At 61.3% G+C, this 21,987-nt stretch carries 20 protein-coding genes and 3 pseudogenes; 9 read left to right on the forward strand and 14 right to left on the reverse strand.

Going from position 1 to position 21,987, the window contains the following annotated elements:
- Positions 1-20 precede the first annotated feature (20 nt).
- Complete coding sequence (gene bamC, locus OVY01_RS11685; RefSeq protein WP_267847593.1) at positions 21-1,160, forward strand: NlpB/DapX family lipoprotein; 1,140 nt, start codon at positions 21-23, stop codon at positions 1,158-1,160.
- A 13-nt stretch (positions 1,161-1,173) separates the two neighbouring features.
- Positions 1,174-1,947, forward strand: coding sequence for an MBL fold metallo-hydrolase (locus OVY01_RS11690; RefSeq protein ID WP_267847594.1), 774 nt, complete (start codon positions 1,174-1,176; stop codon positions 1,945-1,947).
- 97 nt (positions 1,948-2,044) lie between these two features.
- On the opposite strand, the gene OVY01_RS11695 is transcribed toward OVY01_RS11690, so the two are convergent.
- Together OVY01_RS11695 and OVY01_RS11700 are read right to left on the reverse strand one after the other, a co-directional pair.
- Entirely contained in the window at positions 2,045-2,317 is a 273-nt protein-coding gene (locus OVY01_RS11695; protein ID WP_267847595.1) for a hypothetical protein, read from the reverse strand.
- Between the two features lie 239 nt (positions 2,318-2,556).
- Positions 2,557-3,774: a cupin domain-containing protein gene (locus OVY01_RS11700; RefSeq protein ID WP_267847596.1), complete on the reverse strand. Its 1,218-nt coding sequence runs from the start codon at positions 3,772-3,774 to the stop codon at positions 2,557-2,559.
- A gap of 193 nt (positions 3,775-3,967) precedes the next feature.
- Here OVY01_RS11700 and OVY01_RS11705 point away from each other — a divergent pair, with 193 nt between their 5' ends.
- A complete protein-coding gene (locus tag OVY01_RS11705) occupies positions 3,968-4,510 on the forward strand; it encodes an FKBP-type peptidyl-prolyl cis-trans isomerase (protein WP_267847597.1) in 543 nt (180 codons plus the stop codon).
- A 21-nt stretch (positions 4,511-4,531) separates the two neighbouring features.
- On the opposite strand, the gene OVY01_RS11710 is transcribed toward OVY01_RS11705, so the two are convergent.
- Together OVY01_RS11710 and mutS are read right to left on the reverse strand one after the other, a co-directional pair.
- Positions 4,532-5,704 (reverse strand): hypothetical protein, encoded by a 1,173-nt coding sequence (locus OVY01_RS11710; RefSeq protein WP_267847598.1) that lies wholly within the window; start codon positions 5,702-5,704, stop codon positions 4,532-4,534.
- A 50-nt stretch (positions 5,705-5,754) separates the two neighbouring features.
- Complete coding sequence (gene mutS / locus OVY01_RS11715) at positions 5,755-8,499, reverse strand: DNA mismatch repair protein MutS (protein WP_267847599.1); 2,745 nt, start codon at positions 8,497-8,499, stop codon at positions 5,755-5,757.
- A 65-nt stretch (positions 8,500-8,564) separates the two neighbouring features.
- Here mutS and OVY01_RS11720 point away from each other — a divergent pair, with 65 nt between their 5' ends.
- The 3 genes from OVY01_RS11720 to OVY01_RS11730 all read left to right on the forward strand — a co-directional run bounded on the left by OVY01_RS11720 (position 8,565) and on the right by OVY01_RS11730 (position 12,323).
- On the forward strand, positions 8,565-10,439 hold the full coding sequence (locus OVY01_RS11720; RefSeq protein WP_267847600.1) for an integrase arm-type DNA-binding domain-containing protein: 1,875 nt from the start codon (positions 8,565-8,567) through the stop codon (positions 10,437-10,439).
- Entirely contained in the window at positions 10,426-11,082 is a 657-nt protein-coding gene (locus tag OVY01_RS11725) for a hypothetical protein (RefSeq protein ID WP_267847601.1), read from the forward strand. Before OVY01_RS11720 ends, OVY01_RS11725 begins: the two co-directional genes overlap by 14 nt.
- Positions 11,083-11,291: 209 nt before the next feature.
- The gene (locus tag OVY01_RS11730; RefSeq protein ID WP_267847602.1) at positions 11,292-12,323 is read left to right on the forward strand and encodes a PIN domain-containing protein; all 1,032 of its coding nucleotides are present in this window, start codon (positions 11,292-11,294) and stop codon (positions 12,321-12,323) included.
- An 83-nt stretch (positions 12,324-12,406) separates the two neighbouring features.
- Here OVY01_RS11730 and OVY01_RS11735 read toward each other — a convergent pair whose 3' ends face one another.
- Positions 12,407-13,078, reverse strand: a complete 672-nt coding sequence (locus tag OVY01_RS11735; protein ID WP_267847603.1) for a hypothetical protein — start codon at positions 13,076-13,078, stop codon at positions 12,407-12,409.
- Positions 13,079-13,355: 277 nt separating this feature from the next.
- Here OVY01_RS11735 and OVY01_RS11740 point away from each other — a divergent pair, with 277 nt between their 5' ends.
- The 3 genes from OVY01_RS11740 to OVY01_RS11750 all read left to right on the forward strand — a co-directional run bounded on the left by OVY01_RS11740 (position 13,356) and on the right by OVY01_RS11750 (position 15,357).
- Complete coding sequence (locus OVY01_RS11740) at positions 13,356-13,829, forward strand: hypothetical protein (RefSeq protein WP_267847604.1); 474 nt, start codon at positions 13,356-13,358, stop codon at positions 13,827-13,829.
- A gap of 113 nt (positions 13,830-13,942) precedes the next feature.
- Positions 13,943-14,830, forward strand: a complete 888-nt coding sequence (locus OVY01_RS11745; RefSeq protein WP_267847605.1) for a murein L,D-transpeptidase catalytic domain family protein — start codon at positions 13,943-13,945, stop codon at positions 14,828-14,830.
- A gap of 11 nt (positions 14,831-14,841) precedes the next feature.
- The gene (locus OVY01_RS11750) at positions 14,842-15,357 is read left to right on the forward strand and encodes a hypothetical protein (protein ID WP_267847606.1); all 516 of its coding nucleotides are present in this window, start codon (positions 14,842-14,844) and stop codon (positions 15,355-15,357) included.
- Between the two features lie 110 nt (positions 15,358-15,467).
- On the opposite strand, the gene OVY01_RS11755 is transcribed toward OVY01_RS11750, so the two are convergent.
- The 9 genes and pseudogenes from OVY01_RS11755 to OVY01_RS11795 all read right to left on the reverse strand — a co-directional run.
- The gene (locus OVY01_RS11755) at positions 15,468-15,626 is read right to left on the reverse strand and encodes a hypothetical protein (protein WP_267847607.1); all 159 of its coding nucleotides are present in this window, start codon (positions 15,624-15,626) and stop codon (positions 15,468-15,470) included.
- A 28-nt stretch (positions 15,627-15,654) separates the two neighbouring features.
- Positions 15,655-16,113 carry a hypothetical protein gene (locus tag OVY01_RS11760; RefSeq protein ID WP_267847608.1) on the reverse strand — a complete coding sequence of 153 codons (459 nt, stop codon included), beginning with the start codon at positions 16,111-16,113 and terminating at the stop codon, positions 15,655-15,657.
- 63 nt (positions 16,114-16,176) lie between these two features.
- Positions 16,177-16,767, reverse strand: a complete 591-nt coding sequence (locus OVY01_RS11765) for a GIY-YIG nuclease family protein (protein ID WP_267847609.1) — start codon at positions 16,765-16,767, stop codon at positions 16,177-16,179.
- 4 nt (positions 16,768-16,771) lie between these two features.
- Positions 16,772-17,272 carry a hypothetical protein gene (locus OVY01_RS11770; RefSeq protein WP_267847610.1) on the reverse strand — a complete coding sequence of 167 codons (501 nt, stop codon included), beginning with the start codon at positions 17,270-17,272 and terminating at the stop codon, positions 16,772-16,774.
- A 149-nt stretch (positions 17,273-17,421) separates the two neighbouring features.
- Positions 17,422-20,388 (reverse strand): type IV secretory system conjugative DNA transfer family protein, encoded by a 2,967-nt coding sequence (locus tag OVY01_RS11775; protein ID WP_267847611.1) that lies wholly within the window; start codon positions 20,386-20,388, stop codon positions 17,422-17,424.
- Positions 20,389-20,412: 24 nt separating this feature from the next.
- Positions 20,413-20,697: a hypothetical protein gene (locus OVY01_RS11780; protein ID WP_267847612.1), complete on the reverse strand. Its 285-nt coding sequence runs from the start codon at positions 20,695-20,697 to the stop codon at positions 20,413-20,415.
- A 409-nt stretch (positions 20,698-21,106) separates the two neighbouring features.
- Positions 21,107-21,373, reverse strand: a pseudogene (locus OVY01_RS11785) (integrase core domain-containing protein); the annotation flags it as partial.
- 153 nt (positions 21,374-21,526) lie between these two features.
- A pseudogene (locus OVY01_RS11790) lies at positions 21,527-21,775 on the reverse strand (DNA polymerase III subunit delta); the annotation flags it as partial.
- Positions 21,776-21,789: 14 nt separating this feature from the next.
- Positions 21,790-21,987 (reverse strand): annotated as a pseudogene (locus OVY01_RS11795) (DNA polymerase III subunit delta); the annotation flags it as partial.

Below are 21,987 nucleotides of genomic sequence, written 5' to 3' on the forward strand. Positions count from 1 at the left end.
ATTTGTTTTCGAAGGACTTCATGAAACGCTTATCACGCCGCATTCCCGTCACGGGAGCAATCGCTGCCACAGTGCTGTCCACGTTGGCCGGATGTAGCGGGTGGAGCGACATGCTCGCCGGCGACCGGATCAATTATCAGCAGGCCAGCGCCGCGCCCACCCTGCAAGTGCCGCAGGACCTGACCAAGCCACCGACGGATCCGAAATACGTCGCGCCCCCGGCGACGGTGCTCAATGGCAATGCACCCCAGTTGAGCATCACCCAGGACGGTGCGCGCACCCTCGGCCTGCCGACGGCGAGCGATCCCCTGGGCATGCATGTCGCCGAAGACCGCGACCAGCATTGGCTGGTGGTCGACGGCCGCTCCCCGGAAGAATTGTGGCCGGAACTCAAGGCGTTCTGGGCGGCGAACGGGTTCATCATCACGACCGACTCCCCGTCTACCGGCGTCATGCAGACGGATTGGGCAGAGAACCGCGCGAAGATTCCCCAGGACTGGTTCCGCAAGACGTTCGGCAAGCTGGTCGACGGCATCTACTCGTCGGGTACGCGCGACCGGTTCCGCACCCGTGTGGAGCATGCAGCCGATGGTTCCACCGCGATCTTCATCACGCATCAGGGCATGGAGGAGGAGTCGGTCGGCCGGTATCAGGAAACGACACGCTGGGCCGACCGGCCGCGTGACCCGAACCTCGAACTCGCCTTCATGGGCCGCCTGATGGAAAAGTTCGGTCTGACGAACGCCCAGGCCAAGCAACTGATCGTGCAGGCGCGGCCGGCGGTGGAGCGTGTCGCGCGGGTGGACGAGAGCAGCGGCGCCCCGGTCATCATCGTCAACGAACCGCTGGAGCGCGCCTGGCTGCGCGTCGGCCTGGCGCTGGACCGCAGCAATTTCGTCGTCGACGAGCGCGACCGGCCGCAAGGCATGTTCGTCGTGCGCTACGCCGATCCGGTCAAGGACAACGACCACCAGGGTTTCCTCGGCAAGCTCTTCGGCCGCAAGCCCGGCAGCGCGCCGCGCGGTCAACCGTATCGCGTGAGCGTGCGCACCGCGAGCAATGGCGGCACGCAGGTTGCGGTGGTGGACGGCAACGGCCAGGTCGACGATTCGAAGCAGGCACGGCATCTTCTGTCGCTGTTGCAGGCGCAGTTGAGCTGATCCGGCCCCGGTGATGCGGTTTGCCAGCCTGGGGAGCGGCAGCGACGGCAACGCGATGGTCGTCGAAGTCGCCGACGGCACGACGACCACGCGGGTGCTGCTGGACTGCGGGTTTTCGGCGCGCGAGGTGCGGCGGCGGCTCGAACGCCTATCCCTGCGGGTCGAAGACCTGGATGCCATCCTGATTACCCACGAGCACACCGACCATATCGGCGGCGCGCTCACGCTGGCACGTAAATTCGCACTGCCCCTGCACATGAGCTGGGGTACCGCGCGCGCCGTGGGTGCGGATGCGACAGGCATCGATCTGCGCGTATGCGAGAGCGCCACGGCCTTCGCCGTGGGCGATCTCGAGATCCTGCCTTACACGGTGCCGCACGACGCCCGCGAACCGTTGCAGTTCGTTTTCTCGTCAGGCGCGCAAAAGCTGGGCGTCCTGACCGACGTGGGATGCGGCACCGCGCACATCGTCGCGACGCTTGCCGACTGCGACGCACTCGTCCTCGAATGCAATCACGACCGCGAGATGCTGGCCAACAGCCGCTACCACGCTTCCCTGAAGGCACGTATCGCCGGCAGCCATGGACACCTCGCCAACGATGCCGCCGCGCTGCTCCTAGGCGAACTCGACATTCCCCGCCTGCAGCATATCGTCGTTGCCCATCTGAGCCGGGAGAACAACCAGTCCGCGCTCGCGCAGCAGGCGATCGCCGCCACGTTGGGGAGCCGGACGGACGAGGTGATCGTCGCGGGCCAGGAGGAGGGCTTCGACTGGTTGAGCGTGTGAACGCTCCGTGCCGGCGACGGTGCGAGCCTTGGCCGCGTCCGGCGACCGGACATAAAAAAACCGGCCCGCAGGCCGGTTTTTCTTAACGCGTTACAGCTTACTGGCTGGCGCCCGAAGCAGCGACAGCGGCCGAAGCAGCCGTGTCCGAAGCTGCTGCTGCTGCCGACGAAGCGTCAGCTGCCGATGCTGCTGCATCGCTCGCCGCTGCCGATGCGCTCGAAGCTGCTGCGCCTGCATCCGATGCTGCCATCGACGACGAAGCTGCTGCGTCGCTTGCGGCGGCCGAGCTGCTCGTGTCGTCTTTCTTGCCGCATGCGCCGAGTGCCAGAGCCAGTGCCAGCGTACCAGCAACGATGAGAGTCTTGTTCATGATCACGTCCCTTTTATAGGTGAAGAGTAAGCAACAGCGCGAAACAACCGTTTTTGTTGGCGGCGAAGGCGGGAGCGAACCGTGCCGCTTTCGTCCGATCACCGCCACCGACTGCCTTGCGCAAAATTATATGCATTTTCCGTAGGACCGTCGACTCCGTAAACGTATCGCTACGTTGTATTTTTTGTCGCTGCCTGCGTCTCTCTCGGAAAGTGATGCGCAATCATTGACAATAACACTCATACGAGGTCGATCCAGCCCGCAAGATACCATTCGAACAACGCGGATACTATCGAAGAATCGTTAGAGAGTGTTACAAAATCTACCGGTTCCAACGAACGCTCGTCGGCCATACCGAAAAGCACTTTGCGGCTGCGCGGTGACGCCACGTCGAACGGTTCGCCATTGATATAGAGCCGATGTTCATCGTAAAGCATCTGCGTGCGGGGGTCGAGATGCAAACTGCGTGCCTGACACCTGCGCACGAAGGTCTCCCGCCGCGTCGCACGGGGTGACGGATCGAAATACACGTTCGCCTTGGGTTCGCTCAGATAGCTTCCGAGGAAGCGCTGCACGTCGTCCACACCCCAGCGGCGCGACTCGACGAGGCTCAGGGTGGCGGCGACGAGGCGGGGCGGCAGCGCGGCGGGACACGCCACCGCATCCTGTTCGGGATCCTGATAGCGCACGGGTGCCGCTTCATTTGCGCCGATCCGCTCTGCCATGCGTTGCAGGAATTGCGAGAGCAGCTCGGTTTCCGAGGGGGCGCGAAAACCGATCGAACAGGTGATGCAGTCGCCCAGCGCGACGCCCTCGTGCGCGACGTGCGGCGGCAGGTACAGCATGTCGCCTGGCTCGAGGATCCATTCCTGTTCCGCGACGAAGCGGCTCAGGATCTTCATCGGCTGGCGGGGGTCGAGCGACAGATCGCGTTGCTGGCTGATGCGCCAGCGGCGGCGGCCATGCGTTTGCAGCAGGAAGACATCGTAGGAATCGAAATGCGGGCCGACGCCACCGCCGTCCGGCGCATAGCTGATCATCAGATCGTCGAGGCGCGCGTCGGGGATGAAGCGAAAACGCTCGAGCAGGGCCGCCGCGTCGTCGTCGTAGAGATTCACGCCCTGCACGAGCAGGCTCCAGTCGCGTGGCGGCAGGGCGGCTCGTGCATCGTCGGCGAACGGGCCACGCCTGAGTTTCCAGCGTCCGCGCGTGCGGGTGACCAGGCGCGATTCGACGTCGTCGTCGCCGGCAAGCTCGAAGAGATCGTCCACCGGAAAGCGGTCGATATACTCCGGCGCGGCCTGGCGGATCAGCAGCGGCGCCTTCTGCCAGTACTCCGTCATGAAGGTCTGGGGGCTGAGGCCGCCCAACAGTGTCGTGGGGCGACGCAGCGCCGTGCGCCGCGCGGTGGCGCGGGCACGCGGAGAGGAGGAAGCGGCGGATAGCCTGTCTGACATGGTATGCGGGGTGGAAGCGGAATGGATTGGGCGGTAGGGCGGACGGCGCCGAACGCCGTGGGTTCCGGCGGCCGACGCATGGGCCCGGCGCCATGGTCGCATGTTCGCGGCGATACCGGAAGCCGGCGCCTGCGGGGAAGCCGATCCGTGGCCGGCGGGCATCGTATAATGGGGTTTGAGATGGGAGAACCGAATGAAAATCGCGAAGAACACCGTTGTCGCGCTCGCGTACACGCTTTCTGACGCACAGGGCAACATGATCGAGGAAAGCGACGAGCCGCTGGTGTATCTGCATGGCGGTTACGAGGGCACTTTCCCGAAGATCGAGGAAGCCCTCGATGGCCAGGAAGACGGCTTCAAGACGCAGATCCAGCTTGAGCCGTCGGACGCGTTCGGCGACTACGACCCGGAACTGGTCAAGATCGAGGCGCGCGACCGCTTCCCCGAGCCGCTGGAAGTGGGCATGCAGTTCGAAGGCACGCCCGACGAAGCCGACGATTCGCTCGATGCCCTCGTCTACACCGTTACGGATCTGGCCGACGACAAGGTGGTTCTGGATGGCAATCACCCGCTGGCCGGCATGGCGTTGCGCTTCGCGTTGACGGTCACCGAGGTGCGGGAAGCGACGCCCGACGAGATCGAGCACGAACACGCGCACGGGCTGGATGGGCTGGAAGTGGTCGACGAGGATGAAGAGGACGAAGAAGACGCCGGTTCGCCGCCGACGTTGCACTGATTCAGCTTTGGCGCGGCGTTTTCACTGCGCCGAAGCCGCACGCGCGGGCTCGGCCACGCCCGCGGGTCCCAGGGGCGGGAGCGGCAGCAGGGTGGGTGTCGCGATATCCCCGAAGGCCGGATCCGCCGTCCCCGGAAAGCTCGCCGGGGCAGGGGGCACCGCGCCCGGCTGACTGCCGGTGGGTGGCACGGGCGGCAGACGTTCCAGGGTCGCGTGGAATACTGGCCTGCCGGTATCGACACTGATCCTGATCCAGTGGGCAGGATGAGAGCGGATGTCGAATTCGACTCTGCCGAGATTGCGGATTTCCGTCCCTTCGCGGGTCAGCACGCTGGATTCGACGGTGAGCGCATGTTCGCCGCCGGCGTGAACCACCAGAACCGGTCCCTCGAAACTGCGCGCCGCGGCCGTCAGGTCGCGACGCAAGGCTGCGAAGCCGTCGCGTTGCCGCCGTTGCTGGAACCACCACGCCATCGGCGCGCGGCGCTCGCGCGCGGTGCGCGGATTGCCCTGGAACAGAAACACCAGCGCGCGGGCATGGCGGCGTTGCGCATCGATCGTCGAACGGGCGATCCACGCGCGGTTTGCCACCTCCCTGTCCTCGAATTCGCCGTTGCGTCCGCCGCCGTCGCGGAAATGGTTGTTGTCGGCGGGGACGTCCAGCGTGACGAACAGCACGCCCGCCGCGCTCCAGCGCACATTTTCCCGGTATGGATGAAAGGCTGCCATTTCCGACTGACGCGTCAGGGTCAGGGGAGGGTGTCCGAGACTCGACGTGCCGCCCAGGAGCGTCTCGCGCAGCGCGTCGAGCCGTTCGAGCGGATCCGCGCCGCCGGCCGCGGGACGGGCGCAGGCGATCCAGTCGTTCTCTCCGGGCAGGTAGATCAGGGGCACGGGACTGCTGTCGAGCAGCGCGCGGCGCGCGGCGAACAGCGCATCGCTGCACGGCTCGTCGCGGTTTTTCAGATTGCCGAGATGCACGACGAAGGCCACCTTGCCGTGCTTTCCCACCCAGTCGAGCAGCGCGCCGGCCTGCGCCACCTCGCTGGCCGCCTGTGGCAGGTCCGCCACCACCGCGAAGGACAGCGCGTGCTCGGCGGCGCCCGCTTCGCGTGCTGTCGTCGCGGCGCACGCCCGTGTGGCGGGCATCGACGCGGCCAGCAGCACCGCCAGGGACAGGCCCAGCGCCAGCATGCGCCGCCGTGACGGCGTGCGGGAGCGGGCGCGGCATCCCGGCATGGCGATCACCGGTCCGGGTCGCCGTCCGCGCGGCGTGGATACAGGATCGCGCGCAGCTCGTAGAGCACATCCAGCGCTTCCTTCGGACGCAACTCGTCGGGGTCGATCTGCGCCAGACGCCGGGCCAGCGCCGCATGTTCCGCCGGCGGCATGCCGGCCACCGGCACGCTCGCGGTCGCAGAGGAATTCATGCCGTCATGCGCCAGCGCGTCGCCATCCTCCGGAACGGCCGAATCGGGCCCATCCGGGGGCGCCGGGTCGTCGAACGACGCATCGGTCGTCGCCTCGTCCGGGGCGAACAAATCGAGTTGCGGCGTGGGATGACCCAGGGATTGACGTTCCAGCAGCACGAGATGTTTGCGCGCGGCGCGGATCACCGCACCCGGCACGCCGGCGAGCTGGGCGACCTGCAAGCCATAGCTCTGGCTCGCCGGACCGTCGTCGACCGCGTGCAGAAACACGATGCCCTTGCCGTGTTCGACCGCGCTCAGGTGCACGTTGGCCGCTTGCGGGAAACTCTCCGGCAACTGCGTCAACTCGAAATAATGCGTGGCGAACAGCGTGAAACAGCGGTTGTGGGCCAGCAGGTGCCGGGCGATCGCCCAGGCGAGCGCGAGGCCGTCGAAGGTCGACGTCCCGCGGCCGATCTCGTCCATCAGCACGAGACTGCGCGCCGACGCCTCGTTGAGGATCGCCGCCGCCTCGGTCATCTCCACCATGAAGGTCGAGCGCCCGCCCGCCAGATCGTCGGCCGCGCCGATGCGCGTGAAAATCCGGTCGATGGGACCGATCCGCGCCCGGCGCGCCGGTACGTAGCTGCCCACGTAGGCGAGCAGCACGATCAGCGCCGTCTGCCGCATGAAGGTCGACTTGCCGCCCATGTTCGGGCCGGTCACCAGCAGCATGCGCCGCTCGTCGTGGAAGCGGCAGTCGTTTGCCGTGAAATGCGCGATCTGCGCCTCCACCACCGGATGACGGCCCGCCTCGATCTCGATCCCTTCGTCCGCGACCAGTTGCGGCGCGTTCCAGTCGAGCGCGGTCGCACGTTCGGCGAAGGCCGCGAGCACGTCCAGTTGCGCGAGCGCCGCCGCCACCCGCTGGCACGGCCCGATATGCGCCAGCAGCGTCTGCAGCACGCCGTCATACAGCAGCCGCTCGCGTGCCAGCGCCCGGTCCTGCGCCGACAGCGCCTTGTCCTCGAAACTTTTCAGTTCCGGCGTGATGTAGCGCTCGGCGTTCTTCAGCGTCTGCCGGCGCCGGTAATCGTCCGGCACCTTGTCGGTCTGGCCGCGCGTGACCTCGATATAGAAGCCGTGCACGCGGTTGTACTCGACGCGCAGGTTCGCGATACCGGTACGCGCGCGCTCGCGCGTCTCCAGATCGATCAGGAACTGCGAGCAGTTTTCCGAGATATCGCGCAATTCGTCGAGTTGCGCATCGTAGCCGCGGGCGATCACGCCGCCATCGCGCACCATCGCCGCGGGCTCGTCGGCGATGGTCTCGCGCAGCAGCGCGAGCGTCTCGTCCGGCGGCGTCAGCGCCGCGTGCAGCGTCACCAGAACGGACGCATCGCCTGTTAGCGTCGCCAGCTCCGCCTGCAGGCGCGGCAGCGCCGCGAAGGTATCGCGCAGACTCGACAGGTCGCGCGGGCGCGCGCTTTGCAGCGCGATGCGTCCACTGATGCGTTCCACGTCGGCGATGCGCGACAGCGTCTGGCGCAGCGGCGCGATGCCGCCGCCGCGTGGATCGTCGGCGAGCAGCGCGCCGATCGCCTGGTGCCGCGCGCGCGCGACGTCCGCATCGCGCGGCGCGTGATGCAGCCAGTGGCGCAACAGCCGGCTGCCCATCGACGAACAGCAACTGTCGAGGAGCGACATCAGCGTCGGCGCATCGGTGCCGCGCAGCGTTTCCGTGAGTTCGAGATTGCGCCGGGTCGCCGGATCCAGGCCGATATATTCGGACTCGCGCTCCACCTTCAGACTCTGGATATGCGTCAGTTGCCGGCCCTGCGTCGCCGCCGCGTAGATCAGCAGCGCGCCGGCCGCGCCGCACGCCGCGCTCAGCCCCTGACCGCCGAAACCGTCCAGCGTCTGCACGCCCAATTGCTGGCAGAGCCGTTCATGGCCGCCCGGCGCGTCGAAATGCCAGACCGGGACGCGCGTCAGCGCCCCCGCGCCGCCGGACGTCCACTCGGCGGGCGTGGCGCCGTCGGCGATCAGCGTCTCGGCCGGGCGGATGCGCTCCAGCAGCGTGGCGAGCGCCGCCGGCGTCGTCTCCGCGAGCCGCAGGCCGCCGCTGGCCAGATTCAGCCATGCCAGTCCCACCAGCGCCGCCGCGCCGCGTTTGGCCGGGACGAAGGACACCGCGAGCAGATAGGCATCGCGCTTGTCGGCGAGCAGGGCCGCATCGGTCAGCGTGCCGGGCGTGACGACCCGCACCACCTTGCGTTCCACCGGGCCTTTCGAGGTCGCCGGGTCGCCGATCTGTTCGCAGATCGCCACCGATTCGCCCATCGCCACGAGCTTGGCCAGGTATTGCTCGGACGCATGATGCGGGATCCCCGCCATGCGGATCGGTACGCCGTTGGAGGCGCCGCGCTGGGTCAGCGTCAGGTCCAGCAGCCGGGCGGCTTTCTCGGCATCGTCGTAGAACAGCTCGTAGAAGTCACCCATCCGGTAGAACACGAGCGTGTGCGGGTGCGCCGCCTTGATGCCGAGGTATTGCTGCATCATCGGGGTGTGTTTTTCCATCCCTTTATTTTCGCTGAATGAAACGACTCCTTTTTCACCTAACTGCATGTTATTAATACCATTTTATGCGTATCGACGCTGGTTTTAATCGGCATATGCCGCCAAGTGCCCGCACTAAAAAGTATGCCCAGCGTATGCTGGATAACGTAAAATGCGTTTGGAATACATTGGTCGGAATACATGCGCTCTTCCCGGAATACACTCTGATGAAGCTCAAACTCACAAGTCAGATCGCTACGAACGCAAACGTCGATAGGATTCCCATTGAAGGGGAGCCCGTTGCCAAGTGGCCGCCGAATCCTGGCCGAAAAGCCTACATTATCACCGATGCCAGCAGCGACGTGCCCACCGGTTTTGGCCTTAAAGTCACATCGGGCAGCAGCACTTATATAGTTCAGCGGCGGGTTCGAGCTTCGGGCCCGGGTGCGGTCATCCGAGCCACGATAGGCAAAGTTGTCGACTTCACCTTGCAACAAGCAAGGAACCGAGCCCGTGAACTGGCCCACGAAATACAGAAGACGGGGCGCGCGCCAGGGCCATCGAAGCGGGCACGGGAATCAAGAGACCTTACCCTAGGTGAGGTTTTTGAACTGTATCGAACAGAGCTGCTGACTCGCAAGAAGCCCGCCAAAGTCAATAGCTTTCGGTCACTCGACAAAGCAGTTCGGAAGCTGGAGCCGTGGCTCAATAAACGCGTTAACGAACTTTACGATGACGTAGTTATCGAGCGCTTCGACGAGATTGCCAATACTGCCCGAACGACTGCTGAGCAAACCATGCGATGGGCATCAACAGCAGTAGACTTCGCGATAGAGCGGGACCGGCGGATTGCGCTTCGGGCCTCGACAGCGCCGGTCTTAAACTACAACCCTTTTGGTGTGTTGCGTGGCAAGTACAGATCGCGGCAAGAACTCGAAGAACAAATCAAAGAGCACGGCAAGCGAGCACCGCTGAGCCTCGACAAAAGCTTAGGGCCATGGTTACAGGCTATCTTCAAGCGGCGTGGTCACAACCGCACGGGTTGTGACTATCTACTATTAGCAACGCTCTGGGGATGTCGGTCGGCCGAAGCGAGCGATTTGATGTGGCGCGACAAGATTTCCGAAGAGATGGCGAAGCATGTCTCGTTCATCGACTTGGATCGACGACTGGTATTGCTCCGCGATACCAAGAACGGGCTGAACCACACGCTGCCGTTGGCTCATGCGGCCACCAAGATTTTGCGACAGCGGCAGCAAATACGCGATGAAGAAGCTGCAAGAGATCGGGACCCGTTCCGTCGAGCGGCTCGGATCCAGTGGGTGTTCCCGCCGTCCTCGGTGTCACGTCTCAGAAAGTCGCCGCACTATAAAGATAGCAAGTCCCTGCGAGCGTACCTATGCCGGGACGCTGGAATCATAAAGTGGTCGATCAAGACCGATCCCAATGGGAATCGCTTTCAGGTGCCAGTGCCCGCTCTCGGAATGCATGACCTTCGACGAACCTTCGCAGGGGTAACCGATGCGCTGCATTTGACGGAAGAAACAACGAAGCGGTTCTTGAATCACTTTGTGAACGCACGCTCGCAAACGGACCAGCGGATCGAACTCCGCGACGCTTTGACGCCAAACGTTGCTCATACGCTGATGAACACGCGGGATCTGTCGAACGTTACGAATCGGTATACGGAGGTAGAAGAGGGTCGGCTGAGGGAGGCCATGCAATCGATCGAGACGACCATCCTGACTCGGTGTCCCGCCTTGTACAATCTGTTGATGACGCCGGATTATCCGCCGATGCAAGTCTGGGTGCCGACACCCTTGGAATGGCCCAAGCCCCGAGCCAGCATCGAAGTGCGGGATGTGCCGCCCGAACTTTGGCGAAAACATGGGGTCTCCGGAAGCCCAAAGGGCGAGGATGATTGCTCAGAAGAGGACGACGAGCACGATGTTGACGCTTGAAACGCTGTCTGACGATGTGATGGTTGAGCGACTGAATCGCATCGCAGCGCTCAACGACGACGTGTCGGTTTCCCCAGAAATCGCAGGGCTTTTTCTGGCCCGCTCGCCTCGAAGCCTAGAACGACTGCGGAGTGAGGGGGCCGGTCCGCCTTACGTGCAAGATAAGCATGGTATGAGCACCGCCCGCAATCATGCGGTCACATACCGGATGGGCGATCTTAGAAGATGGCGTGACGCTCGATTGCTGAACAACCCGCGGGAAGCCGCTGTCCGAAATCGTAAGGGCTTGTCTTTTGAAGCGCTGCTCGACCTTCAAGACGACGAGCCTTGGTTCGTTACGCATGCAATCAATGGTGGCGTGGAAACAACGGTCGTGGTGTCCCATGCGAACGCGTTGACCATCGACGAGCTTGATGCTTATCTCACCGATCCAGATATTTCAGTTCAGTGGCGATCTACGGCTGACATCATGTCGTCGGTGTGGCTTGACGGCGAGAAGCGGCAAGCGTTGCACGATCTGTACGTTGACACGTTGCAAACCGCAATCCGTTCGAGCGAAAACGTACAGGAGAGCATCCGCATGGTCGATGCCATCGACCCGGACATCGTATTTCAGGCCGGGGACCGGTGCCGCCCACTCTAAAAGTCAAGGCATGGTGAATTCGAGCGCGATCTTACCGCGTTCGCGGACGGCACAATGAGCATCAGCAAGTCTTTCGCTTTCATTGCGTGGCCTGTGCTCAGGTGTTGTTCGGCGGAATCTTCATGCGGCACGTCTGCGCCTTGGTCAACGCGATCAACATTCATGCTCCCGTAGAATCCCTGGTTTCCCATCGATACAAGAGGCGCGGCATGGCTATCCGGCTGCTGGTTGATACATGCGTCTGGCTCGACCTCGCAAAGGACTATCGCGAGCAACCCGTCATCAATGTACTCGAAGACCTTGTGGAAAACGGTCATATTGAACTCGTCGTGCCGCAGCAGGTGGTGGACGAATTCGACCGCAATAAGGCCCGCATCATCGACGAGGCTCGACGCGGCTTGCAGCCGCATTTCCGGCTGGTCAGGCAGGCAGTGAGTCAGTTCGGTGACGACGGCGCGAAAGCCGATTTGCTGGCTGGGCTAAACGAGGTTGACCACCAGGTAGGAGTTAATGCCGACGCGGTAGGCGGTTTCATCGAACGCATCGACAAACTTCTACACCGCGCTCCCGTGCTTGCAACCAGCGACGCGGTCAAGCAGCGCGTCACTGAGCGCGCGCTCGCGAAGCAAGCCCCGTATCATCGTGCGAAGAACAGTGTGGGAGACGCCATCCTTGTCGAAATGTACATCGATGTTGCTTCGGACGCGACCACGGACGCGCCGTGCGCGTTCATCACTCACAACACGAAGGATTTCAGCGACGCAAATGGTAACTTTCGGAAAGCGCACGCCGACCTCGTGCATCTGTTCGATGCTCCGAAGTCATCTTATTGGATATCGATGGCTGAATTCCTAAATGATTACTGCCCCGATCTTCTTGGCGACCAAAACTTTGATTTCAACTACTCGCAGGAAGCGCGGCGGTTACCGGAGATCCTCGAAGCCGAGCATCTGTTATTCCTGCAGGTCTGGTACAACCGCCACTGGAACCTTCGCCACGAGATTCAGACTAGAAAACATCATATCGTCGCGGAGAAGGACTACAGCCGGAGCCCCTATCGGACAGATCAGACGCTCGATACCGTGTGGGAAAGTGCACTCGTGGCCGCGAGGCGGACCGAAGACGAGGTCGGCATTGAGAACCTCGGCCCGTGGGACGATTTCGAATGGGGAATGATCAACGGTAAGCTCTCCGCGTTGCGATGGATTCTCGGGGACGAATGGGACATGCTGGACACATAGGCATTCCGATGAAGCTTCGAGAAAGCAATCAGTTTAAAAAAGCGAGGTGGGCAGGGATGCAGGTCGAATCACAGATGGATTGCTCACAAACTTGCGATGCTGAACAGATGAAATCTTAGCTGCAGCCCGACGAACGCAGCCACGCCCAGTGACTTGACCTCGGGCACGACGAGCACGTTCGCTCCCCAGGCTTGCCCATGCTCGTAACTCAACATGATTCCTGCGCCTGGCATCCATCCACGGCCTTTCGTATGCCATTGCGTTTGAGTATCAACACCGCGGGTCAGGTAGGGGTACCCGTTGCTGTCCGTGTGAGCGACCCAATCCGACGTCGAGGTCGTCGCCGTGAACTGCTTGACATAGCCCGATAGACCACCAGCAACACCACCGATGGAAAGTTCGTCTTTGCCTGAAAAGTGAACGTGAAAAGGGGTAAAACGGACCAAGGCGTAGAACGATGGGCGTCGGATGCTGTTGCGGTAATACCCGCCCATGACACCCCAAGTCTCGTTGGTGAGTTCGAGGCCCCCACCGTAGTTGGCCTCGTTGAAGTTGTTCTCGCGTTTCTCCGCACGATCGACGTGATACGAGCGCACGCTCACGTCCTCGTACAACTTGAAATGGTGCTCACCTGTCCACGAAAACGGCAAGGGATTTGCCATCGCCGCAGGGCTTGCGACGCTCAGTGTTAAACCTAATGACGCGATTGCGATGCACGCCTTCAACGCACGGTACAACAGTCCCTTTCTCTGCATGTTGGTCTCCCCGATGTGTCAATTTGGAGGCCTCGTGTAGGGCCTTTGTTGACCCAGTAAAGCAGGTTATTTAAACCCGTCAATGGCCATGCGAAAATCTCTAGAACTATTTTTGTCCCACGTATGACGGTGTTATTTATCAATGGAATGCCGCGATTCGTTCGTTGAAAAAGTCAAAAATCAAACGGTTTTTACAGCGCGCGGCTATTGCCAAACCTATCAAACTTGCTAGGTTTAATGATGTGCAAAAGCACATAAAAACCAACTGGGGTAGGTAATGAGCAAGAAAATGAACGACGGCATCGAGCAGCAAAATCCCGAGGTGGCGCTGTTGGAAGGGTCCATGGACATTCTCGTCGAGAGCCTGAACGAAATAACGCAAAACATGTTGCTGACGGCCACGCTGCAAGCACAGCGAGCAACGTTGGACATGCAAACACGAATGGTTGAGCAAGAGTCGCAACGCCGTGCCGAGCAGGAGCATCAGCGCCGTGTCAACGCCTCGTTGCAAGCCGAACTTGCTCGGAAAGCCGAGCCCGCGCCGCAGCAAGAACGCGAGAAGTTTTCGATGAACAAGGTCCGAGACTTGTGGCAACAGAAGTCCGACGAACGCAAGCACGAGCAAGCCCCGTCGAACCAGCAACAGACCGCACCGCAGATGACAATACCCGATCGGACCGCGCTGAACGAACGCGTACTGCGTCACGAACAAGAGCCTGCGCGCACGCGGACCATGGGCCGCTCGATGTAAAGCAGGGCTTGGCAGAGGGTAGTAGCAAGACCGACGGTCTTTGGGCCGGCTTTTTTATGAACAACGCAAGCGACGCAAAGGAGGCGAAGCGGCATCACCAGGAGGAGACATTCATGAGACTTTCATACAAAGAAGCCGCAACGACCTTCGTCGTTGGAACGGCACTGGGCGTAGGGCTGATCCCCATGCTTCAAACAGCAACGCGTGCACCGGTACTTCGGCACGGCATCACGCCGGCCGAGGTGTTGCTGCAAGGCAAGGTGGCGTTCCCACAAGGTGTGCCTAAGCTCACCACCAAGCCCTCCGCCATGCGTCGGTTCACGATTCCGACAACAATGCCAAAATCGTTGCAGGTCGAGTCTGGTCTGAGCGTGTCAGGCGTGCCCGTGACGGTACGCAATCCCGACACGCAAACCCTCGGAGAACGGCTAGAAAGCCTCGCACCAGAGATCAATCCCACGGCCCTGCGGTTGGCTTTGCGTGCGATGCAATGTGCAAGCAAGACGTACGGCGATCGGGAGCGCCTAATCGTTATCGACTACTCGTTGCCCAGCACCGCCAGACGCCTGTGGGCGTTCAACGTAAAACGGCCTGCATTGCTGTGGAATGAGTATGTCCTGCACGGGAGCGGTTCCGGCGAGGGCTTGTACGCTCGGTCGTTCTCGAACGTGCCAGATTCCAACAAGTCGTCGCTCGGACTTTTCGAGCTTGGGCAAGAGTTCAACGGTCCGTTCGGGCCGGCCATGCCATTGGTCGGTCTTGAAAAGGGGGTCAACTCCAATGCTGTCGAGCGAGGCCTGTGGCTGCACGGAACAGATTACGTCAACGACCAGCGCGCGGCTCGCGGAGCGGTGAGCACGTCGGAAGGGTGCGCCGCGGTGCAACGTGGGGTGATCGTTCCCATGATCAACAGTCTCAAGTCCGGGGCGTACCTGTTCTCGTATTACCCCGATCCTAAATGGTTGTCGTCGTCAGGTTTCTTGAACGGCAAGCTTTGCTGAGGGAGGCGATGATGACGAACATCAAGTGGGGCGATCGTAAACGTGAACTGGAAGCGATCAAACGCAGCGTCAAAGTAGTACGTCTGGGCGAGCGTCTTGCGAGCACCCCCTTACTTTCGACGTACCTCATCTCAGCGACCGTGGCCATACGGTTCCGCGGAACAACGTACGAAGTGACAGTGGAAGAGCGTGAGCCGTTCGTGCAGCGCATGCGTGACGTGGACCTCGATGACTTCGACCCTGAGGAACCGGTGAACTCCCGCATGTTCGCCTTCGAAGGCGGGGACTGGCGCGAGTTGAAATCTGCAATCCAGCAACAGCTTTTCGGCGGATTGCTCGGGGATGTACCTGATGAGGACGAGCCGCTCGGCGTGTTGGAAGACCTGGGTTATCTAACTTGCGACTTGCCCGAGGCGATTCAACATGTCGTTCGCAGGCACATCGACGTGTTCAACACGTCCCGCCGCCTGATTCTGCTGAACAACAATGTTGCGCAGCAGGACGGTGGGCCGCGCTGGCTGATGTAAGACAAGGGGCCTTTCAGCCCCTGGAAAAAACAAACCCATTTGGCGCGTGGCGCCTCCTCACCCTAACGGGCCGTAGGCAACGGAAGGGGCGCTAGCCCCCAAGGTGGGTTTTACGCGTCCGGACCCTGAGCCTTGGTCTTCGCCGCGTATTCCGCCTCGACCTTGGCCAAGTTTGCACGGAACTGGTCACGGAGCCCCGTTTTGACGAAGAAAACGCGCAACAGGACGGCGGCAACGACGATCCCAAAAATGACGTACAAAGCAAACATAATGTGTCTCCTATCAAAGTTATGAAGATCAACGCCGGCGCGTTGACCGTGAGATCCGGCGACGAGGCTTTGCCGTCGGCACATACGCCTTGGCGCCCCGTTCTGAACGGCTTCTGAACAACACGAGCAGGGGCCACGCGACCAACGGCAGGAGCGCGAACGGGAAGCCTCCAACAAGGTAGACAATCCCTGCTGGCAGCATTATCAGCAAGGCCGACACCCAGTCTCGAACCATCGCTTTGCCGCAACGCGCCAGGCCGTCCAACAGCCCATGCCCGACCGACGCAAGCCAGGACTCGCCAAGCCGCCCCAACGGTCTGCGTAACACTTTAGTGTTCTCGTCCAGCTTCGTGAGCAGCACGCCCTTGTGCTTCAACAGAAACGGGTCGGTCAGCGGCTTGCCATGGTGTACATCTCCCTTCGCCCAGTTCAGCACCCATCGAATCGATTCTCCTTTCGGTCCGCCGGCAGCATCCGTCCGGGTCAAGAAGAGACGCCAGGCATCACTGGCCTCGTTGTACTGCTTGTTCGCCCGGTAGACCCACGACGCTCATGCGCAGGCGTTGGCGTGGCCGAGCCCAATGGCCGTCTGAAAATGGCCCAGCGCACGTTCCATGAACGCCTTGGCCTTCGCTTGCTGCGCTTTGCCCTGCCTGGTCCCGTCGTCGCCGAGCTTGTACGCCGCACGGCCAGCAAAGTAGGCAGCACCGGCGCTCCCCATGGCAGCAGCTTCCTCGAACAACGACAACGCACGTTCGGGATTTCGAAGTACACCCTGGGCGCCGAACAGGTATTGACGCCCGCGAATCAAAAGGTCTTCGATAACCTGCGGGTCGTTGGTCTGACGTTCGATGGCCGACAAGTTGCGCAGCACACGCAGAGCCTCGGAGACAGTCACACGGAAAAACTCACGACCGTCGTTCACTCGCTTGTCTTTCCATTCAGCGTGGGCCGAAGCTTCGGCCGCATGGCAGTCCAAGAAATGAGCGCTGTACGCCAACTCGAACGGGGTCGGCACACCCGTGGCAGCCGACAACTCCCGTAAGCGAGTATGTGGATCCCGCTCCGTGCGGCCGACCTTGACTTGGCTGGGGAGGCTTGGATTGGTCAGAACATACACATAGCCTTCGTTGTTCGTCATGGGTTCACCGACGCGCCGAAGCTTGCACACGAGCCGCTGCGTCACCCTCATAACGACTCATGTTCTGACGGTGCGCCGCCCATTGTTGGTCCTTCCGCTCCCAGGTCTTGGCGAGCAAAATATCGATGTGGTAACGCAGGAACATGGGATCAATGCCGGCCTTGGTCGCAGCTAGTTCGATGAACGTTCCACGGGGCCCTTGCCATTCCGGTTGGGTGGACGTCACGAGTGCAGGGGCGCACACGATCGACCCATCGGGAAGCTTGATGAGAATGTGGATGGCCGGCGCGTTGCGAACGATCAAAAACTCGGCGACTCGTTGCACGGTGGCTGCGAGGTGCATTCGGGCTTGGCGGTCCAGTCCCGCGGCAATGACCTCGAATCGGCGCCGGTAGCCGTCGACACTCAGATAGCCGATGGGACCATCCGGCACCTTCGGTGGATGCAAGGCGTCCATGGCGGCACTCGCGGCGGCATGATCGAACGAAAGGTTAGCGGTGCTCATGTTGAAAGTCTCCTCGGGTTACGGTCCTTTCCGGACGCTATGTCTCTGTATTTACAGTAACTCGAGGGAAGAGCCTGTCAATAGCCAGGCATAAATAAATCTGTGCCTTTGCACATAAGAAGGCCGCTGGTTGAGCGACCTTCTGTTTTTTATAATGCCTTTTTACCCGCCTTTTTGCGAGCGGCGATTTCCGAATGAAGACCAGCGATTTCCACTCTCAATCGAGCCTCTTCCGAGTTGCCCATCGTTCCCTCCTGGAAGGTGTAGAGCGAGACAACACCCGGTTGCCGGGATGCTATACGGTCCAACTCAACACGGCCGATGGCCCCCAACCCCTCGATGATTTCTCGGCGTGGGCTTTTGCCGCGGGTGATGAACGCAACAGCATGGAAGGCATGGTTTGCGACCTCGTGCCACTTTTCCGCGGGGAAGAGTTCGACGGTATGACCCGCGGATGTTTCACCGTTCTCCCCTTTTTGACCGGAGATTTCGCGCAGCGCAGGGACCTTGTACGCGTTAAGGTCGCGGGATTTCCCGTGCGCAACCCGTGATGCAGCGCGGAACGATGCTCCCACCAAACCCTTGGTGCCAGCGAAGACCTCACCGAAACTCGTCACGAGGCCCGTGGTGAACGTTTCCAGTAGGGATATTGACGATCGGAACACAGTTCCCCGGACGTCCTCGGTCCCTTGCTCGACGTCATTGCTCAACACGGATAACACACCGGCGGGCTTGGACGCTTCGTACCGATAGCGCCGATGCAGCAGCGCCATCGTCCCAGCGTCGTGCACGTCCTGGCGTGCCGAGTCACGGTGCCGTTGGAAGTCCGAGGCGATGGATCCAACATAACCGTTCCATAGGTTTATGTTGTACTTGTAGATCGGAGCTTTACCGATGCGGTTGTTCATGTAGCCCAGGGTCGATGGGGTCGAGTCGAACGAAATAATATGAGCAAAGTTGGCGAGCATACCGTCCGTGGCGTTCGCACCGAACTTTGCGTCAAGGGTATCGCGCGATTGCGTAGCTTCAGCAAGCACCAGGCCCAGCGAACGACCGATCGACGCCATCTTGATCTCATCAGGTTCGACATTTTGGGACCCTTTCATCACCAGATGCGCCTCGTCGATCATCACCATCACCGAAGTCGCAGTCGGGTCTCGATCCCGCCAGTCCGACGTCCTTTCGTTAAGGTCGCCGTACACACGCGATTTGATCAGGTGCGTAAAAGTTTCACCGGCAATAGTCCTGGGGAGTGAAACGCCAATAACCGCGCCGTGCAAACAGTCTGACACGTCCGCAACGGGAGACTGCATCCACTTATCGTCGGTGCGCACCGCTCCAGTTGTCCGGAGCAACTCGTCGACGTAAGGACCGTCTTCGATGTCGCACCAACCTCGGAGCACCGGGTCGGACATCAGAGGTTTAAGCCATTGTTGAACCGTCGCACGGATGTTGCCGCGGGTTTTCCCATCATCCTCCAACGCCTTGACGGCCGCGTGAATGGAATCGACGATGACCTGGCCGCGTGGCGTACCATTCAGCACGTCGGGATGCTGCATAATCCAACGCTTGAACCCCTCGTCAAACTTCGGGGCGTTCGCGCTGGACGGCAACGTTATACCAGCGGCAGCCGCGCCTGCGACACCCAACAAAAAGACTGGGTCGTCGTACCACATGACGGTAGCGTCGTGCAGCATGGTCACGTTCCACTTGAAGCGCCGTAGAGCCTCTTCGTACCGTTGGGGTTGCCTCTGTGCAACGAGGTAACCGTTGAAATGGTCAAGATCCTCGAAACCAAACGATTCTCCCGTCGAGCGGACCCTCGAGCGCACCTCGTCATCGATCGCTTCGCGCCATGCTTGGTAGTTCGGAAATCCCTTGGCTACTGCGCGTGCTTCGAGTTTGAGCTTTTCCAGTTCCACGGCGGCCTCCAGCAACTGGACTGACGTTCCGAGGCGCTCCGCGCCGGCGCCCACGAAGAAGTCGCTGTCGGCGGACGAGGCATACAGCTTGTAGAACGCTGACTGGACTTGCGATGCGGTCAAGCCCTTCAGCACAGCGACGCGGCTATCGCCCTCGTCGGGCGAAATCAGGTGGATGTTCAATGTTCGGTCGAGGCCGTCTTTTCGCAGCGCGCTCACGAGGTCACGGCCCAGTACGCCTTTTCCGCACAGCAAAAGCGCTCCGCCACCGTTCACAAACACCTTGGCGCCGTTGCGTACGACGACACGACCAAGGGTCACAAACTGCTTCAAGAGGGGTGTCAGAAAGCCGTACGTCTTACCCTTGCCCGATGCCCCGAAAATCATGATGTGCTGTGACAGCTCGTTTTGCGTCACGCCGACCGGCATGCCTTGGTCGGCCGCTCGGCGATCCCCCATGGCCTTCATGACGCCCGCACTGAACCCAAGAACCATGACCGGGGTTTGGTCTTTCCGGGCGAAATCGTTCTGCTGGCGTCGTGCCGCGAGTTCGCGCTCCGTGTTCGGCGCATGGAACGGGGTGTCCGTTGGCATCGGGCGACTGGACCCGTCGACGTTCACCAGAAACTGCTCGATAAACGGGCGTGCGACCATGAGCATGCTCGCCGCAGCAACAAAGGATGACGCCAAGGAGCCCAAGAAGTACGATGCGGCAGCTTGAAGCATCGTCAGCCCGACCGTGAAACGGACCATCGGCAGCATACCTTGGCGCCAGTTCCGGCCCATCAACGGCAGGGTACCAGCCGCCCAGGCAAGTTGCAGCCCCATGAACGTGCCGAGGCCGATCCAGTGCTGGCCGGCCATAACCTGGCCAGCGAGCGTCATAAAAGGGTAGGCGTATTGAACGGCGGTCTCGGAAAGACTGGCGTTGCCCACGCCAATCTCACTCTGCGGACCGTCCAGCTTCACCAGTTGCACCAGCGGTGTCCCGTCGGCAGCAAGTTGCCATTGACCGTTCATGTCCTTCAGATCGAACGGCACATTGCGCGATTCGACATCACTTTCCAAAATGTTGCGGCATTGGAGCGCCACACGGTCCTGCACCTTGCTGGACGCCGAGGGCGCAAAAAAGCTCAAAAGCCCGCCGCGACGACTCGTACTTTGCTTCGATACCTTCGCAAGTTTGATGGTCATGGTCTTCTCCGTTGTGTTGTTTGCTCAGTGCCAATGAATCGCTTGGGACAACGCCCCGGTGTATTCCCCCGCGTTCCACCAACAGATCGCCCCAAGCACGATCCCCAAGATCAACATTCGGCACGACACCAACGCTCGCAGGTCGCGACGCAGGAGGTTGGCGTGCACACTGCGTATGAACGAGGCATGCGTCTGTTCCAACACCCGATCGCCTTCGATGTAGTAAAAATCCTTGGATGGCGGTTCGCCGAAAATCGCTCGTCCGATGCGGTCATAGACTTTGCTGCGCCATGAAACGGGGTTGTACATGCGATTCCTCCTTTAAAGAGTGGCAAACCAACCGATGATTCGGTCATCCCAAATCGCGTTGATAGCGATCCAACGGGCAGCCAACTTGTCCTTGCTCGTCATGACCTTGCCGCACTTCGCGCCATATCGCGGGTCTAGGAACGCGTCGTAGGTGGTCAACTTGGTCAAGTCGTGAGGTACAGCGTGGGGCTTGGCAAAGGGCACGTACGTGTAACCGTGCGTCGCGATGTACGTCCGCATGCAACCGACCCGGGTGAAGTCGTTCAGGTGCGCGTTCACGTACACGTCGAACGAATCCGCGGATTTCGGTGCCGGGGTCGACGAGGGTGCGAGAGCGACAAGGGCGGCGGCTTCGCTTGCAGCATGACGTCCAGCAAGATGACCATGCCTCGGTTCCACGTACAGCAACTCACGCTACTTTTTGCATAGCTTCGTAATCACAAGGCGTGCGGTATCCGATTGACGAGTGGATGCGTTCGCGATTGTAAAACCCTTCAATCCAATCGACCACATCCAGTCTCGCCTGTGCCCGAGTTTCGTATCGGCATCGTGAAGTCTGCTCCACTTTCAACGTCTTGAAGAAGCTCTCCATCGGAGCGTTGTCCCAGGCGTTCGCCCGCCGGCTCATCGACACGACCATGCCGTATTGCCCGGCGAGCTCGCGGTGCGCCCAGCTGATGCCATGTTCATAGACATGGGACGAGCACTTCGGACAGGCGCCCACCGGCGTCTGCGCGGAGAAATCGGGCGGTTCGCCGCCGTCCTCGCCCGAGTACTGGCCGAGGACAGCGAGACGAAGAACTACAAGCTGGAATTCGATTTCGGCCAGGAGCTTGAAAACGTCATAGCGGGCGACGTTCATCACCGCGGCCTCGATCTGCTCGGCGCTCAGCACGCCGGCCGGATACAACAGGCCGAGCTTCTGGATTTCCTGGTACGCCGCGAGCAGATTGCCCTCGACGCGTTCGACGATGAACTGCAAGGCCTGCCGTCCCGGCTCGCCGGGCGCGACCCGCTGCTGCTGGGCCGCCAGCCGTTCGCCGATCCACGTTCCCAACTGGGCGCGATCGACGAGATCGACACGAATCACGACCCGGCCGGATACAACAGGCCGAGCTTCTGGATTTCCTGGTACGCCGCGAGCAGATTGCCCTCGACGCGTTCGACGATGAACTGCAAGGCCTGCCGTCCCGGCTCGCCGGGCGCGACCCGCTGCTGCTGGGCCGCCAGCCGTTCGCCGATCCACGTTCCCAACTGGGCGCGATCGACGAGATCGACACGAATCACGAC

The sequence above is a fragment of the Robbsia betulipollinis genome (assembly GCF_026624755.1).
Taxonomy (GTDB): Bacteria; Pseudomonadota; Gammaproteobacteria; order Burkholderiales; family Burkholderiaceae; genus Robbsia; species Robbsia betulipollinis.

What these genes read in the sequence shown, in the direction of transcription:
- bamC (WP_267847593.1), top strand. Translation starts at nt 21, where the DNA reads ATGAAACGCTTATCACGCCGCATTCCCGTCACGGGAGCAATCGCTGCC.
- OVY01_RS11690 (WP_267847594.1), top strand. Translation starts at nt 1,174, where the DNA reads ATGCGGTTTGCCAGCCTGGGGAGCGGCAGCGACGGCAACGCGATGGTC.
- OVY01_RS11695 (WP_267847595.1), bottom strand. Translation starts at nt 2,317, where the DNA reads ATGAACAAGACTCTCATCGTTGCTGGTACGCTGGCACTGGCTCTGGCA.
- OVY01_RS11700 (WP_267847596.1), bottom strand. Translation starts at nt 3,774, where the DNA reads ATGTCAGACAGGCTATCCGCCGCTTCCTCCTCTCCGCGTGCCCGCGCC.
- OVY01_RS11705 (WP_267847597.1), top strand. Translation starts at nt 3,968, where the DNA reads ATGAAAATCGCGAAGAACACCGTTGTCGCGCTCGCGTACACGCTTTCT.
- OVY01_RS11710 (WP_267847598.1), bottom strand. Translation starts at nt 5,704, where the DNA reads ATGCTGGCGCTGGGCCTGTCCCTGGCGGTGCTGCTGGCCGCGTCGATG.
- mutS (WP_267847599.1), bottom strand. Translation starts at nt 8,499, where the DNA reads ATGGAAAAACACACCCCGATGATGCAGCAATACCTCGGCATCAAGGCG.
- OVY01_RS11720 (WP_267847600.1), top strand. Translation starts at nt 8,565, where the DNA reads ATGCGTATCGACGCTGGTTTTAATCGGCATATGCCGCCAAGTGCCCGC.
- OVY01_RS11725 (WP_267847601.1), top strand. Translation starts at nt 10,426, where the DNA reads ATGTTGACGCTTGAAACGCTGTCTGACGATGTGATGGTTGAGCGACTG.
- OVY01_RS11730 (WP_267847602.1), top strand. Translation starts at nt 11,292, where the DNA reads ATGGCTATCCGGCTGCTGGTTGATACATGCGTCTGGCTCGACCTCGCA.
- OVY01_RS11735 (WP_267847603.1), bottom strand. Translation starts at nt 13,078, where the DNA reads ATGCAGAGAAAGGGACTGTTGTACCGTGCGTTGAAGGCGTGCATCGCA.
- OVY01_RS11740 (WP_267847604.1), top strand. Translation starts at nt 13,356, where the DNA reads ATGAGCAAGAAAATGAACGACGGCATCGAGCAGCAAAATCCCGAGGTG.
- OVY01_RS11745 (WP_267847605.1), top strand. Translation starts at nt 13,943, where the DNA reads ATGAGACTTTCATACAAAGAAGCCGCAACGACCTTCGTCGTTGGAACG.
- OVY01_RS11750 (WP_267847606.1), top strand. Translation starts at nt 14,842, where the DNA reads ATGACGAACATCAAGTGGGGCGATCGTAAACGTGAACTGGAAGCGATC.
- OVY01_RS11755 (WP_267847607.1), bottom strand. Translation starts at nt 15,626, where the DNA reads ATGTTTGCTTTGTACGTCATTTTTGGGATCGTCGTTGCCGCCGTCCTG.
- OVY01_RS11765 (WP_267847609.1), bottom strand. Translation starts at nt 16,767, where the DNA reads ATGACGAACAACGAAGGCTATGTGTATGTTCTGACCAATCCAAGCCTC.
- OVY01_RS11770 (WP_267847610.1), bottom strand. Translation starts at nt 17,272, where the DNA reads ATGAGCACCGCTAACCTTTCGTTCGATCATGCCGCCGCGAGTGCCGCC.
- OVY01_RS11775 (WP_267847611.1), bottom strand. Translation starts at nt 20,388, where the DNA reads ATGACCATCAAACTTGCGAAGGTATCGAAGCAAAGTACGAGTCGTCGC.
- OVY01_RS11780 (WP_267847612.1), bottom strand. Translation starts at nt 20,697, where the DNA reads ATGTACAACCCCGTTTCATGGCGCAGCAAAGTCTATGACCGCATCGGA.